The organism is uncultured Anaerococcus sp. (genome assembly GCF_963510915.1).
Taxonomy (GTDB): Bacteria; Bacillota; Clostridia; order Tissierellales; family Peptoniphilaceae; genus Anaerococcus.
On the sequence record NZ_CAUPHG010000041.1, the window covers coordinates 1 to 14,082 of the forward strand.

General features: G+C 39.9%; 12 protein-coding genes. 5 read left to right on the forward strand and 7 right to left on the reverse strand.

The genetic code is table 11. The features are described 5' to 3' along the window. Positions 1 to 760 precede the first annotated feature (760 nt). The gene (locus RQ893_RS04890; RefSeq protein ID WP_311481930.1) at positions 761 to 1,240 is read right to left on the reverse strand and encodes a hypothetical protein; all 480 of its coding nucleotides are present in this window, start codon (positions 1,238 to 1,240) and stop codon (positions 761 to 763) included. A 471-nt stretch (positions 1,241 to 1,711) separates the two neighbouring features. Beyond that, a complete protein-coding gene (ald, locus tag RQ893_RS04895) occupies positions 1,712 to 2,821 on the reverse strand; it encodes an alanine dehydrogenase (protein ID WP_311481931.1) in 1,110 nt (369 codons plus the stop codon). 1,249 nt (positions 2,822 to 4,070) lie between these two features. On the opposite strand from ald, the gene RQ893_RS04900 reads away from it, so the two are divergent. Both RQ893_RS04900 and RQ893_RS04905 read left to right on the forward strand, forming a co-directional pair. Continuing rightward, positions 4,071 to 4,898 (forward strand): Cof-type HAD-IIB family hydrolase, encoded by an 828-nt coding sequence (locus RQ893_RS04900; RefSeq protein WP_311481932.1) that lies wholly within the window; start codon positions 4,071 to 4,073, stop codon positions 4,896 to 4,898. 113 nt (positions 4,899 to 5,011) lie between these two features. Then, positions 5,012 to 6,385 carry a sodium:alanine symporter family protein gene (locus RQ893_RS04905; RefSeq protein WP_311481933.1) on the forward strand — a complete coding sequence of 458 codons (1,374 nt, stop codon included), beginning with the start codon at positions 5,012 to 5,014 and terminating at the stop codon, positions 6,383 to 6,385. A 51-nt stretch (positions 6,386 to 6,436) separates the two neighbouring features. On the opposite strand, the gene RQ893_RS04910 is transcribed toward RQ893_RS04905, so the two are convergent. Further along, entirely contained in the window at positions 6,437 to 7,006 is a 570-nt protein-coding gene (locus tag RQ893_RS04910; protein ID WP_311481934.1) for a DUF3783 domain-containing protein, read from the reverse strand. Between the two features lie 111 nt (positions 7,007 to 7,117). On the opposite strand from RQ893_RS04910, the gene RQ893_RS04915 reads away from it, so the two are divergent. Further along, entirely contained in the window at positions 7,118 to 7,579 is a 462-nt protein-coding gene (locus RQ893_RS04915) for a hypothetical protein (protein WP_311481935.1), read from the forward strand. 1,385 nt (positions 7,580 to 8,964) lie between these two features. On the opposite strand, the gene RQ893_RS04920 is transcribed toward RQ893_RS04915, so the two are convergent. From RQ893_RS04920 to RQ893_RS04930, 3 genes are read right to left on the reverse strand one after another with little or no spacing between them, the layout of a single operon-like run. Continuing rightward, a complete protein-coding gene (locus RQ893_RS04920; protein ID WP_311481936.1) occupies positions 8,965 to 10,815 on the reverse strand; it encodes a heavy metal translocating P-type ATPase in 1,851 nt (616 codons plus the stop codon). Then, positions 10,816 to 11,040: a cation transporter gene (locus RQ893_RS04925; protein WP_311481937.1), complete on the reverse strand. Its 225-nt coding sequence runs from the start codon at positions 11,038 to 11,040 to the stop codon at positions 10,816 to 10,818. Positions 11,041 to 11,057: 17 nt separating this feature from the next. Continuing rightward, positions 11,058 to 11,360, reverse strand: coding sequence for a metalloregulator ArsR/SmtB family transcription factor (locus tag RQ893_RS04930; protein WP_311481938.1), 303 nt, complete (start codon positions 11,358 to 11,360; stop codon positions 11,058 to 11,060). 153 nt (positions 11,361 to 11,513) lie between these two features. Here RQ893_RS04930 and RQ893_RS04935 point away from each other — a divergent pair, with 153 nt between their 5' ends. Together RQ893_RS04935 and RQ893_RS04940 are read left to right on the forward strand one after the other, a co-directional pair. Further along, entirely contained in the window at positions 11,514 to 11,732 is a 219-nt protein-coding gene (locus RQ893_RS04935; RefSeq protein WP_311481939.1) for a hypothetical protein, read from the forward strand. Between the two features lie 13 nt (positions 11,733 to 11,745). Next, a complete protein-coding gene (locus tag RQ893_RS04940) occupies positions 11,746 to 11,982 on the forward strand; it encodes a DUF2922 domain-containing protein (protein WP_311481940.1) in 237 nt (78 codons plus the stop codon). Positions 11,983 to 12,278: 296 nt separating this feature from the next. Here the strand turns inward: RQ893_RS04940 and RQ893_RS04945 are convergent, their stop codons facing one another. Then, positions 12,279 to 12,791 (reverse strand): nitroreductase family protein, encoded by a 513-nt coding sequence (locus RQ893_RS04945; protein ID WP_311481941.1) that lies wholly within the window; start codon positions 12,789 to 12,791, stop codon positions 12,279 to 12,281. Positions 12,792 to 14,082 lie beyond the last annotated feature (1,291 nt).

Sequence of the window (14,082 nt, forward strand, 5' to 3'; positions counted from 1 at the left end):
TCAAACAATCAGTTTTCTTAACGCAACCCTAGATTAAAAATCATTCCCGATAAAGGAGAAATTTGGTCTCTGGGTTTTAGATTTGCTAGGCTCGTTTGACTTCGTCAAACATTGTGAATGGGTGTTAGTACTTTTGTTTGATTTGTTTATAGACTCCTAGACCATATTAATTATATAAAGGTGGCAAGAGACTTCTCGACTACGCTCGAAGCGAGGGATTGTGGTTCTTGCTATTTCTCGAGCTTTTAGATTTGCTTGGCTTTGCCAAACATTGCTGGATGGGGTTATTCTTGAACGAAGAAGAAAAAAACTCATTATCTAGTATTTTTGTAAATGAGGGAGGCGTTAAGAAAATCTCACTGACAGCCATCTATAATACAAGTTACTGTAGCTACTGTGAACCAAGATTAAAATAAAAAGTAAAAGTCAGACGAGATTGAGATTTTTAGCCGACTGAATGTCAAAAAAGTTTGAAGATAGTAAAACTTAAACAGCGGCTCCGCTATACCAACACGTTTGCCGTAGGCAAACTCATTGTCCCCCGAGAGGGGTCGCCCGGAGGGTGTAACGGAAGGGGTTTAAGGGGAGCCGATGAGGGAACGTGCGAAACGTTCCCTAGGGCTCCCCTTTTAACGGAGCAGCCACGTAACTGGCTGAGATTATTTATAAGATAAAAATAAATTTAAAATAAAAAATATAATAAGGATAATTTATCTCGGATAAAGAAGAAAAAAAGATTATTTCGTCTCGGACGAAAGAACTACCTAAGGTATCCCACCATGTATCTCACGCTTTTTTCTCTTTCTAGGGTTTTGTCTATGATTTCTTCCATTAGTAGGGCTTGGGCTACTATTTTGTTTTGGATGAGGGTTTTGCTGGCGGTTTCGGTTTGTATTTCTTCTCCTGAGTCTAGGATGAGGTTGTTGTTTTTGATTTCCTTTATAAATTTGACATTGACGAAGGCTCGGTTGTTGTCTTTGATGTTTGTTGACCTTAGTTTGAAGCCAAAAAAGACGTGGTTGGAGTCTATGGCGTATGGGATGTTTCTATAGATTTGGTAGGTCTGTCTGATTCTCTTATCCATCTGCCTTTTGTTTTTGCCTCTAGATTCGTAGAGGTTTTTGAGGTAGAGGGATGGGGTTCTAGGATCTAGGATTGATTTGTCTTCTGTGTATATTCGGGAATATATTCCCTTTCCTTTTACTTGCTCTGGTAAAATTGCTATTATTTCTTTATACATAATTTTCTCCTTTCAGTCTATGTTAGACTTTTAATGTACTTTTATTGTACAGTAGATTTTTATTTTTGGCAAGGGGTTTTGGGGTTTTTTGCTAAAATGAATTAAGCAATTTTACTTGCGGTTGGTGGCGAGTGGGTATCCTTGGGTGGCGGCTCTTAGGTGGCGGTTAGGTGTATCTTTGTGCGCCGTCCCGAGCGAGAAACCATAGGTTTCGACGAGGGATCTTATAGCTTAGGGATATGGATGTAGGAAGTGATGAAGGATAGATATAATGTACTAGGTCTCTTTGGTTAGGGTGGTCTTTCATTCATAAGGTACCTCGTCAGTCCTCTCTACGTGCCGAGGGGCATGCTCGCTCCTTCTGTCGGGACGGCGCTGGGGTGGGGTGGCGACTGGGGGTGGGTCGCTTGGTTTTGGCGATTAAAAAAAGACGGTTGTGTGTACCGTCTTTCTTGTTTTTTCTCTTGTTTTTTAGATTTCTAATTCTTTGTATGGGTGATTGGTGTCTTTGGCTACTGATTGGATGGTGACTTCGCCTTGGTAGGTGTTGACTCCTGTGGCGAGTTCTGGGTATTTTGCTAGGGCTTCTTTGAAGCCGCCTTTGCCGAGGGCTTTGGCGTAGATGGTGGTGGCATTTGAGAGGGCATAGGTTGATGTCTTGGCGACTGCTCCTGGTATGTTGCCTACTGCGTAGAATGTGACTCCGTATTCTTTGAAGACTGGGTGGGAGTGGCTGGTGGCGTGGTCTTTGGTGATGTCGGTTGATCCGCCTTGGTCGATGGCTACGTCGACTACAACTGAGCCTTCGGTCATTTTCTTGACTGTGTCTACTTTTATTAGTTGTGGGGCACGTCTGCCTGGTATTAGGACTGTGGAGATGACTAGGTCTGCCCCGCTGACTGCTTCGTCAATGTTGAGTGGGTTTGAGTAAAGGGTTTCGATTTTGTCTGGGAAGATGTTGTGGAGTTTTGTTAGTGAGTCGATGTTGACATCTAGGACTGTAACTCTTGCTCCCATGCCGACTGCTATACGGGTGGCGGCTGTGCCTACTGTGCCTGCGCCGACTATGACCACGTTGGCTGGTCTTACTCCTGGCACGCCTTGAAGTAGGATACCCTTGCCGCCTTCTGGTATGGTTAAATATCTTGCGCCTTCTTGAACTGCCATCCTGCCTGCGATTTCTGACATTGGGCGGAGGAGTGGGAGTTTGCCGTCTTTGAGGACTGTCTCAAAGCCTATGGCGGTGACTTTTTTGGCTAATAATTGGTCTAAGAGTTCTTCATTGCCAGCTAGGTGGAGATAGCAATAGACTATGAGGCCTTCTCTGAGGTATTGGTACTCTTCCTTGAGTGGTTCTTTGACCTTGTAGATGATGTCAGATTTTTCCCAAATATCTGCGGCTGAGTCAAGGATTTTTGCCCCTGCTTCGGCATAGTCGCTATCTGTTATGCCAGAGCCAAGCCCTGCCCCAGATTCAACAAGGATTTCTATTCCATTTTTGACAAGATCAGCCACAGCCCCAGGGACAGCAGCCACTCTTGATTCTTGGTCTTTTAATTCTTTAGGTATTCCAATAATCATTTTTTCTCCTCCTATATTATATAGAACTTAATTTTTCACTTATCTTTAGTATTATACCAACAATTTTTCCTTTTGTTATCCGTGATAACTTAACTTTCGTCCGAGACGAAACAATCTTTTTTTCACTAGGTGAGTCTATTAATCCGGTATTAACACCTTATAATTTGGTTTTAATATTTCTTTATTATTATAAATTATCATTCTACTTACAGTTGAATCTTCGTAATTTTATAAATTAGATTATCTTTCTATTTACTATTGAATCTTCGTTCTAAGGGGGAGGCCCAAGGACCCTTCCGCATGGGTCCTCATCGCCCTCCCCCTTACACCCCCACTCCGTTACACCCCACAAGCGGCTCCTTGGCGGAGTGCGGATAAGGTAGCTTGCTTTCGCAAGCTTTTTTGTGTAGAGAAAATTACCTTGTTTAAGAAAACTGTTCTCCCCAGAGATTTCTAATATTCAAGCCCCTAAAAACTGATAACTCGCTCCGCTCAAACAATCAGTTTTTTTAACGGGGCTTTCTATTAGAAATCTTAGCTCGATAAAAGGGAAAAATGGTCTCGAGCTTTTAGATTTGCTAGGCTCGTTTGACTTCGTCAAACATTGCTAGATGGGTTTTGCTTTTTTAGTTTTATTTGTTCTTGATTCCTATGCCATATTGATTATATAAGAACAGCGAGAGACTTCTCGACTTCGCTCGAAGCGAGGGATTGTGGGTCTTACTATTTTTCGAGGTTTTAGATTTGCTTGGCTCGTTTGGCTTTGCCAAACATTGCCGGATGAGGGTTATTCTTGAACGAAGAAGATAAAAAACTAAAGACCAAGTATTTTAAAATCCCAAGACTCCGTAAAGAAAATTGCACTGACAGTCACTTGTGAATAAAGACTATGTAACTACTGTGAACGAATTTCAAAAGTCAGACACAAGTTAGACGAGATTGCAATTTTTAGGAGGCTTGGGATTTTAAAAATTTAAGATAATATTATTCCTAAACAACGGCTCCACTATACCAACACGTTTGCCGTAGGCAAACACATTGTCCCCCGAGAGGGGTCGCCCGGAGGGTGTAACGGAAGGGGTTTAAGGGGAGCCGATGAGGGAACGTGCGAAACGTTCCCTAGGGCTCCCCTTTTAACGGAGCAGCCACGTAACTGGCTGAGAAATTATAAGTTATAAAAATAAATTTAAAATAAAAAATATAATATAGATTGTTTCGTCTCGGACGAAAAAAATAGTATAGTATCCCTATGATTAAATTAATTACCATTGATGTGGATGGGACTTTGGTTACTCCACTTAAAAGATTAACTAAGAAAAATATCATAGAGATTGATAGGGCTAGGGATCTTGGTGTCCATATTGCTTTGGCTTCTGGTAGGCCTTTTCATTCTATGGAGAAGTACCTAAGAAGGCTCGGTCTTATGAAAGAGGGGCATTTTACTGTTTGCCAAAATGGGTCTTATATTGTGGATAATGCTAGCAAAAAGGCTATAGCTGGGTCTTATCAGACTGTGGATGATTTGGCTAGGCTTGATGATTTGATGGCTGGTTTTGATGTGGAGGTGTCTGCTATGGATGATGTTGGCTTTTATTCTAGGCACAAAAATCCAAGTTTCTATACTCAGATGGATGCCGTTATTAATAACCTCACTATTACTCCTGTTAATTATGAAGATTTCCCAGAGAATATGCGTTTTGGCAGATTTTTGATTCTTGGTTCTGCGGCTAGTATTAAGGATGTTCTTGCCCATATGCCTGAGGAAGTGACAGAAAATTACTATGCTGTGCAGACTGCCCCATTTTTGATTGAGGTTATGAATAAGACTGCCAATAAGGGCCATGCTGTGAGGCAAATGGCTACTAGGCTTGGGATTAGTGCTGATGAGATTATGTCTATTGGCAACGAGAAAAACGACATTCCTATGCTTGAGCAGACTGGTTTTCCTGTGGCTATGGCTAATGCGGTGCCAGAGCTTAAAGCCCATGCCAAGTTTATTACCAAGTCCAACCTAAAATCGGGTGTGGGTTATGCTATTGAAAAGCTGATTGATAACGGTCTAAAAAGATTTGAATAATTTTTACTAACGACTCTTTGGGGTCGTTTTTTTTACAAAAAAATTTTCTCTCCCTGTTGTAATTGATAATTATTAGAATAAAATAATAAAATAATATTTTTAAGGATGAAATTATGAGAGAGATTATTGAGAGTTTTAACGACTTTTTGTGGGGTTTGCCCCTTATTTTAGGTATCATGGGTACCGGTATATATATTAGTTTTAGGCTAAAGGGTGTCCAATTTAGGAAGTTGGGTTTTGCCTTGAAGCATACCTTGGGTAGGATTTTTGAGGCGGATGATGAGGCGGATGGTGATATTTCACCTTTTTCTGCCCTTGCTACTGCTCTTGCTGCCACAGTTGGTACTGGTAATATCGTAGGCGTGTCCCTTGCCATTATCATGGGCGGACCGGGTGCGATTTTCTGGATGTGGGTGGCTGCTATTTTTGGTATGGCTACTAAGTTTGCAGAAGTTACTCTCGCCCTTGCCTATAGGGAGAAAAGGGCTGGCGCTTTTGTTGGCGGACCTATGTATTATATAGAAAAGGGTCTTAAAAATAAGGGTCTTGCTAAGACTTTTGCTCTTTTTGCATCAATCGCTGTGTTTGGTATAGGTAATTCTACCCAATCAAATGCTATAGCTGGTGTTTTGAGGGATAATTTTGGGATTAGCACCCTTACTACCGGCATTTTCTTGAGTATTTTTGCTGGCATTGTCATTGTTGGTGGTCTTGCTAGCATTTCTAAGGTTACAGAAAAGCTTGTGCCTTTTATGTCCGTTTTTTATATTTTAGGATCGGTTTGGATAATATTTCTCAACCGTGCCAACCTCTTACCTGCTATCGAGTCTATTTTTGTAGGTGCTTTTGCACCTATGAGTGTGGCTGGTGGTGTGGCAGGGCTTTCTATAAAGCAAGTCATGTCCGCAGGTGTGGCAAGGGGTGTTTTTACAAACGAAGCTGGTCTTGGTTCATCACCTATGGCTCACGCCTCAGCATCGACTGACCACCCTGTTCGCCAAGGTCTATGGGGAATGACCGAAGTCTTTGTTGATACTATGATTATCTGTAGTTTGACAGCTCTTGTTATCTTGACTACAGGTGTGGATAGGTCTGTGGGAGTTGATGCAAGGACTCTTGTTGCGAGCGCTTTTGCTTCCACATCTTCTATCGGCGGTTTAATCTTGTCGCTTGGTATTAGCCTATTTGCCTTTTCAACTATTCTCGGTTGGGCATATTATGGAGAGCTTGCTAGTTCATATATTTTAGGAGATGGGATTAAGAAATATTACAGGATTGTTTATGTAATCTTTGTCTTTATAGGGGCGAATATGGATTTGGGGCTTGCTTGGACAGTGTCAAATATCCTAAACGGCCTTATGGCTCTTCCAAACCTCTACGCCTTGTGGAGATTAGCTCCTGTCCTTGTTAAGCTTGAAAAAGACTTTTTCAAAGACCCATTGAGGATAAGGAAGGGTGTCGAAGAGTACAAAAACCTAATAGATTAGATTTAAAAAAGAGCATTTCCTCTAGGGGAATCGCTCTTTTTTGCTTGATAATTATTGGTTTTCTTTCTCGACTCTCAAATTTTCGTCCATGAGTTTCAAATAGTAATCTTTGGTCTTATCGAGAGAGAATATTGAGGAGTCTTGGAAAAAGCCTTGGATTTCTGTTATTAAATCCTTGGTGCGGGAGTCTTCCCCGTATTTTTCCTTTAGGTCTCCAGCTTTTTCTAGTTGGCCATTAATCTTATGGATAAGACCCATGGTTCTCGCTTCTTTGTCATTTTCGATAAGCAGTTCCCTCAAAGACCAGCCGATATTATTTTGGGTGGTGCCTGCTTTGTGTTGGACATTTGCCCCACTATCCCTAAGCTCGTCCATGACCTTGAACATTTTGTGGTTATCGAAATTAGAAAACAATATGAAATCAAAGTCTATATTAGCATTTTCGTCACTGGCTTTTTTCTTCTCATCAGAAAATCCTTCTAGTCCAAGCAAGTATCCCACATAATGGTCTACCTCCTCAGGTCTTACTTCGATTATATTAACTTCATTAGAATCGCAAATTTCCTTGAATTTATCAAAATCTTTTGCAAGGTGGGTATTATAAAATAGTATTTCTGCCATGTAATCCTCATTTCTATATTTATATATAAATTATACTAATCATAAAATTAAGGTCAATTTTGAAAAATGGGTATATTATATAAAAGAGAATCTTGAAAGGGAAAGAAAAACATGGATATAGATTTAAAAATTGTAAAGACTAACAAAATGATTAGAAAGGTCAGACAAGTAAGGGCAATGGTGAAGCTAACAATGAAGGAAATGGGCAACCAATATGCCTACACCACATCATCTTGTCTGAGAGGAAATATCTTGGGGGACTTTATCAGAAAAAAAAGAACTGACAAGCTAAATTCAAAAATCAACAAAGTCCAACAAGCCATCCTAGATCTCGAAGCAGATCTCTTGTTATATGACCAAGACCTAGCCAGAGGCCTAAGACTCCCATCAAAAATGGCAGAAGCCGGCAAGGTAAGAGGCATCCTAGATGATATAAGTTTAAGATCAAGGATGAGATATAGGGAATTTGACGTAGCCAAAAGCCTAAGAAACCTAGAAAAAATCCTAGCCAGACTAGAAGAAGATAAGAGGAAATTAAGATTCATAAAAAAAGACCAAGAGGGATTGATATAACATTTTTTCACTAGTGAGTCTATTATTCCAGGAATAATGGTAGTAAAAACTTTTAATAAAAGTTTTTACGGTTTTCAAAATTTCTCAATGTGCAAAGCACCGCAGTAGAAATTTCTGAAAAACCTTATGTAATTTTTTCATAAGAAGGCGACGGATAGGAGCGTTCGTTGAAAAAGATTACGTTCCTTAGCTTGTCAATCCGAGATTGACTGTATCATATGATTTGGTTTTAATATTTCTTTACTATTATAAAATTTCATTTCACTTACAGTTGAATCTTCGTAATTTTATAAATTAGATAATCTAGGTCATTTACATGACCTCTCCGTAAAAAGGGGGAGCCCCAAGGGACCTTTTCACTAGGTGAGTCTATTATTCCAGGAATATTTTCTTTAAACTTTAATTTTAATATTAATTTTGTCTTATGATATTTTTTATTATTTACTATTGAATCTTCGTTCAAAGGGGGAGCCCAGGGGGACTTTCCGTATGTCCCCCCACCGGCTCCCCCTTAAACCCCCTTACGATACCCCCTCCAAACGGCCCCTTGGCGGGGAGCATTAACAGTAGATTTCCTTTGGAAATCTTTTTTTGGTAGGGTTTACGTCTTCGTTTTAGTTTAACTATCCTCAACCTTTTTTGACATTCAGTCGGCTAAAAATCTCAATCTCGTCTGACTTTTACTTTTTATTTTAATCTTGGTTCACAGTAGTTACAATAACTTAACTAGCAGGTGGCTGTCAGTGAGACGCTCTCGGCCGCTTGGGCAGGCTCTTAACGCCTCCCTCATTTACAAAAATACTAGATAATGAGATTTTTTTCTTCTTCGTTCAAGAACAACTCCTATCTAGCAATGTTTGGCAAAGCCAAACGAGCCTAGCAAATCTGAAACTTCGGGACCATTTCTCTATTTTATCGGGAATGATTTTTAATCTAGGGTTGCGTTAAGAAAACTGATTGTCTGAGCGTTAGCGAGTTATCAGTTTTTAGCAACCCGCAGATTAAAGAATCTCTGGGGATATACATAATCTCATACGAAGGTGCCCCCCTACTAAAGTGGTTTGCCGTAGGCAAACTTCTGGTTTCGCACTCCGCTAAGGAGCAGTTGGGGGTGTAGCCGAGAGGGGTTTAAGGGGAGGCGGGTGAGGGGCCCCCTCGTGCCTCCCCTTTGAACGGAGATTCAATAATAAATAGAAAGATAATCTAATTTATAAAATTACGAAGATTCAACTGTAAGTAGATTGATAATTTATAATAGATGCAGTTTATCTCGGATAAACAAAATAAAAAGGTGTTATTCCTGGAATAATAGACTCACCTAGTGAAAAAAAGATTGTTTCTTCTCGGAAGAAAAAAATAAAAAAATCATAAAAAAAAGGCTATTTTCATAACCTTTTTTTAAGTATTCTCATTGCCCACAAAATAGCTATTATTGATACTCCAACATCTCCGAATATAGCTAGCCACATTGAGGCGTGGCCTAGGAGGCCTAGGATTAGGATTAGGACTTTTACAGTCATTATGAAGGTGATGTTTTGCATGACTGTGGAGTTGGTTAGTTTTGCTATTTTCATTAGTCTTGCAAGTTCTTTAAATTCACCATTGGCTACTAGGATGTCGGAGGATTCTATAGCGAGGTCTGAGGCTGTTTCGCCCATGGATATGCCGACGTTGGCGTTTTTTAGGACTGGTGCATCGTTGATACCATCTCCTACAAAGACTAGCTTGTGGCCTTGGTTTTTAAATTTTTCCATGATATCTAGCTTATCTTTTGGCATTAAGCCTGCATAGTAGTCTGTGAGGTCAAGCTCTTCTGCTAAGTCTTTGACTGGGCCTACAGAATCCCCAGATACTACGGCGATTTCCTTGAAGTCTTTTTTGAGACTGTCTATAGTTTTTTTGCTGTCTTTTTTGACTTCATCTTCTATAATGACTCTGGCTATTGGTTTGGAGTCAATGCTTAAATATACTGCTCTTTTTTCTTCATTTTCTATGCCGATAAATTTGGCTGATCCGATTTTAATTTCTTCGCCATTTTGGCTTTCTGCTACTACTCCCAGCCCACTTTTGTTGTCGACTGTCTTGAATAAGTCAGGGTTTTCTGGCCTTGACAAGGATGTAACTATTCCTCTGGCGATTGGGTGGGTTGACATTTTTTCTATATTATAGATGTAATCGAGCGCTTTTTCCTTATCGTAGTCTGCTAAAAATTCTATATCTTTTACTACAAATTCCCCTGTGGTTAGGGTGCCTGTTTTGTCTGTTAGGAGAATGTCTGCTGCAACGAGTTCCTCTAGGTACTGACTTCCTTTGATTAATATCCCTTCCCTACTTGCAAGTCCCAAACCTGACATGAAGGATAGGGGTACTGACAAGACTAGGGCACATGGGCAGGATAGGACTAGGAAGGTGGCTGCTCTTATGAGATAGTCTGACCAGGCTCCGCCCATTAGCAAGGGTGGTACTAGTGCGAGGATGGCAGCGAAGGCTACTACTATTGGTGTATAGACCTTGGCAAATCTGCTGATTAGTCTCTCGGAGTCTGATTTTGACATGTGGGAGTCTTCGATTAGTTCGATGATTTTTGCGGCTACGGAGTCATCAAATTCCTTGGTGGCTTCATATTTGATGATGCCTTGGCTTATGATTGATGAGGATATTATTTCATCCCCTGGCTTTACTTCGACAGGCATAGATTCGCCTGTGACAGAAGATGTGTCAACCAAAGCGACTCCTTCGATGATTACTCCGTCTACTCCGACTTTTTCCCCATCACGAACCATCAAAATATCGCCCACTTCTACATCATCTAGGTCGATTTCCTCGACTGTTCCATCGTCTAGGACCTTATTGGCAAGGTCTGGTACTAGGTCGAGGAGGTGTTTGATGTTTTCCTTGGAGGAGTGGGTCGCTATTTCTTCAAAAAGTTCGCCAAAACCATAAAAAACCATAACTGCGATGGCTTCAAGGTATTCACCGATGATAAAGGCGGTGACTGTGGCAATGGTCATGAGGAAGTTTTCATCTAGGGCTTGACCACGTTTGAGCCCCTCAAAGGCTTCCTTTAGGACATCCCATGCGGCAAAAAGATAGAGGGCCAAAAACCAAAGTCTTACGATATGGATATTGACCCAGGCGATGTGGGAGTCAAAATATGATAGGGCAAAGCTAAGGAAAATTATTAAGACAAGCTTTAAAAAAGTCTCCTTATGCTCTGTTGTCATTGATTTTAGCATCTAGTCCACCAAAATTTTTGATCCTGGTTCAATCTTGTCTGCAATTTCATTTGACTTTGCTATAAGCTCTTCAAGATTTACATCATCTCTTAGGTCGAATTTCACCTTTTCTGATAAAAATGAAACCCTGACGCTGTTGACTCCGTCTAGTTTAGAGATGGCTTCTTCAATTTTTGCTGCACAGTTAGCACAGTCTAGGCCTTCGATTTTGTATTTGATTTTCATAATTTCCTCCTTGTGGTCTATTCGCAAATGTGTTCTAGACCAATCTTAATTATTAATTTTACGTGCTCATCGAGAAGGGAGTAGATAATGGACTTGCCCTCCCTTTCGCTTTTGACAAGCTTGTTCTTTTTTAAATTTCTTAATTGATGACTAATGGCCGATTGGCTCATATCGAGGCTGTCGGCTATATCCCCTACGCTTACTGGCCCATCAAAGAGCCTATACATGATTCTCATCCTTGTAGAATCTGAAAAAATCTTGAAAAGATCTGCCAAATCACTAAGGACGTTGTCCGAAATATTGTCTATGTCTACCTTCATCCGCACCTCTTTTCATATTTGTCTTTAATCATATGATTGATTCTTCATATGAATATTGTATCATATATAAATTTTTTGTCAATATTTTCGGGACATTTTTGGAAAAATTTCTACTTATTAGTACGGCGCCAAAAAATAACATAAGGAGTAAGTATGAAAATTAAAATTAAGTATGAAATCAAAGATGTTGATGGGGTTGGCAAAAAGTCTTATACAAAGACTTTTGACCAAGTTAATGACAAGGCTAGTGTAGAGGAATTTAAAAAATTCACCGAGACTTTCCTAGGGCTTGTAAAGAATAACAGCCACGAAGTCGCCTATGAAATCTACAAGACTAATGAAGAAAAAATCCAAGTAGGATCATTACAATAAGGAGGAAGCATAAATGGAAAAAGTAAGTAAAAGAAGATTAAAATTATATTTCAAAGACGCAGACAACAGCCAAAGGACAATCTCAATTGACAATCCAGCTGAAACCTACACCGATGAAGCTATAAAGGGTGCTATGGATACAATCATAGCTACAGGTGTGCTTGAAACAAAAAAAGGCAAGGTCACTACAAAGGCCAATGCCGAGATGGAAACTATAGAAAAAGTTCCATATAATATTAAAAAAGCATAAATATCAAGGCTCTCAATTCGAGAGCCTTTTTTATTTGCCTAGCTTGGTTAGTTTCATTTGAATTTGTAAGAAAGTTATAGGCTGGATTTTATTTAATTTTAGGCCTACTTATAGATAATTTATATAGTTATATTCCATTTTTAGTAGGTTGTGGCATAAAAATATCGCCTTTTGAATTTGACACATTTTGCTGTCAAACAAAGGCGATTATTTTGAAAGGAAGGAGGGGGCTTGTATATTATCTTTTTTGTATTATATTGATTTATTGGAGTTTTCGCCCCCTCTTAAAGATCATTTTATATATATTCAACCAAATCGGTAAGATTTTTTCTCTTGGTGTGGTTAGGAAGAGGACCTGCGCCCTCAGCTGGATAGCCTAGATCAATCAGACAAACAACAATTTCATTGTCTGGAAGGTCAAAGGTGGATTTCACCTCGTCTGGATCCATATTATTTATCCAACAAGAATCAACTCCTAGGGATTTGGCTGCAAGAATAATATGAGTTGCTACAATAGCTGTATCCTCAAAGCCTGAGTCATACTTGCCACCTGGGTAGGTGAAAATATTATCCCTATCATAAGAAAGTATAAGAACAGTTGATGCCCCATAGCGGCAAGGTGTCACCTGGTCAACCTTAGCCAAGGCCTCACTAGACTCAGCTACATAAATCTTAAAGGACTGGAGGTTCTTTGCTGTTGGAGCAAGATTAGCCGCTTGTAAAATAAGATCAAGTTTGTCTTTCTCAACCTTTCTACCATCATATTTTTTTAAAGAATAGCGCTCACTAGCAAGTTTAATAAAATCCATAAATTCTCCTTTTTATCTTTCTATTTTATTTATACCCAAAATGTAAAATCTTTATATATTTATTATAAGTTATGGAAAACGATATGGATAATCCACGCAAATTCATTCATGGTTTATCTATAAAATAAGTCAGGAACAACAGATCTATCCCCCAAATTAGTTAGTGAAAGATGGAAAGTATGGTAATTTCCTTAAAGCTGAAAAAAACAAACAGAAACTGAAACTGGTAAGGACTTGGGGAATTATTTGTAAATGAGACTCGATTTTAAAATTAACTAAATACCAAAACCCAGCACCCCAGAGCTGTCCCGAACGACACCATCGGTTGATGAGGGCCCTTATGAATTTGGGAATTGCTCTTCGAATGAACTGGTCTAGAATTTATAAGATCTCTCACCTACTCCGTAGGTTCGAGACGGCGCTGTGGGATTTGAGAAACATAACACAAGCTCTGGACCAACCACGGCTTGGCATTGGTTGGGACTTAGGGAATTTATGTAAATAAAACACTATTTTAAGATTACTCAGATACCTTTACCATATTTATTAAACAAAAGTTACTAGAGACTTCTCCATGCCTTCTGTCCCCATCGAACCGACGGCCTAGTTTTAAGCAGCTTAGTTTCATGTCGATTATAGTCACCACGAGCTGACGGGCTTAACCGTTAGGTCTCCTCCCAAATTTATCCAAAAAAAGCACTTCGACATGGAAGTACTTGGTAGGAGTTTATAGACTTGTCCTTGCAAATCAAAGATGAGCAATGAAAAGCCTTATGCCGTAGCTATAGACTTGTCCTTGAGAATACGAGTATGAGCAATGGAAAGTCTTATGCAGAGCTATTTGGGGATTTCAAGGCTGAAACATAGGGCACTTAAACATACAGGGATTTTGGATGTTTAAGGAGAAAAATTAGTGCGAGAGCACGAAGAGATTGCAAAGCAATCGGTTTTCTCTAGCACGAAAAAGTCTGCGAAGCAGATGAGTTTCAGCTCGGTTTGAGCCGTAGGCTCATAACCGGTTCTACGCACAAAAAAATACTTCGACGTAGAAGTACTTGGTGGGGCTTTATAGACTTGTCCTAGTGAGCGTTAGTGAACTATGGAAAGACTTATGCAGAGGCTTAGTCTTGTCCTAGCAAGCGATAGCGAGCTATGGAAAGACTGCTTATGTCAGGGACTCGAACCCTGTGGCCTAGTCCCACGCTTTGGGTGCAGTGGAGGAAGTGCACTGCATTTTCGAGACGAACGTAGTGAGTCCGAAAAACAGTTATGAGCTTGCTCATAACCGGTT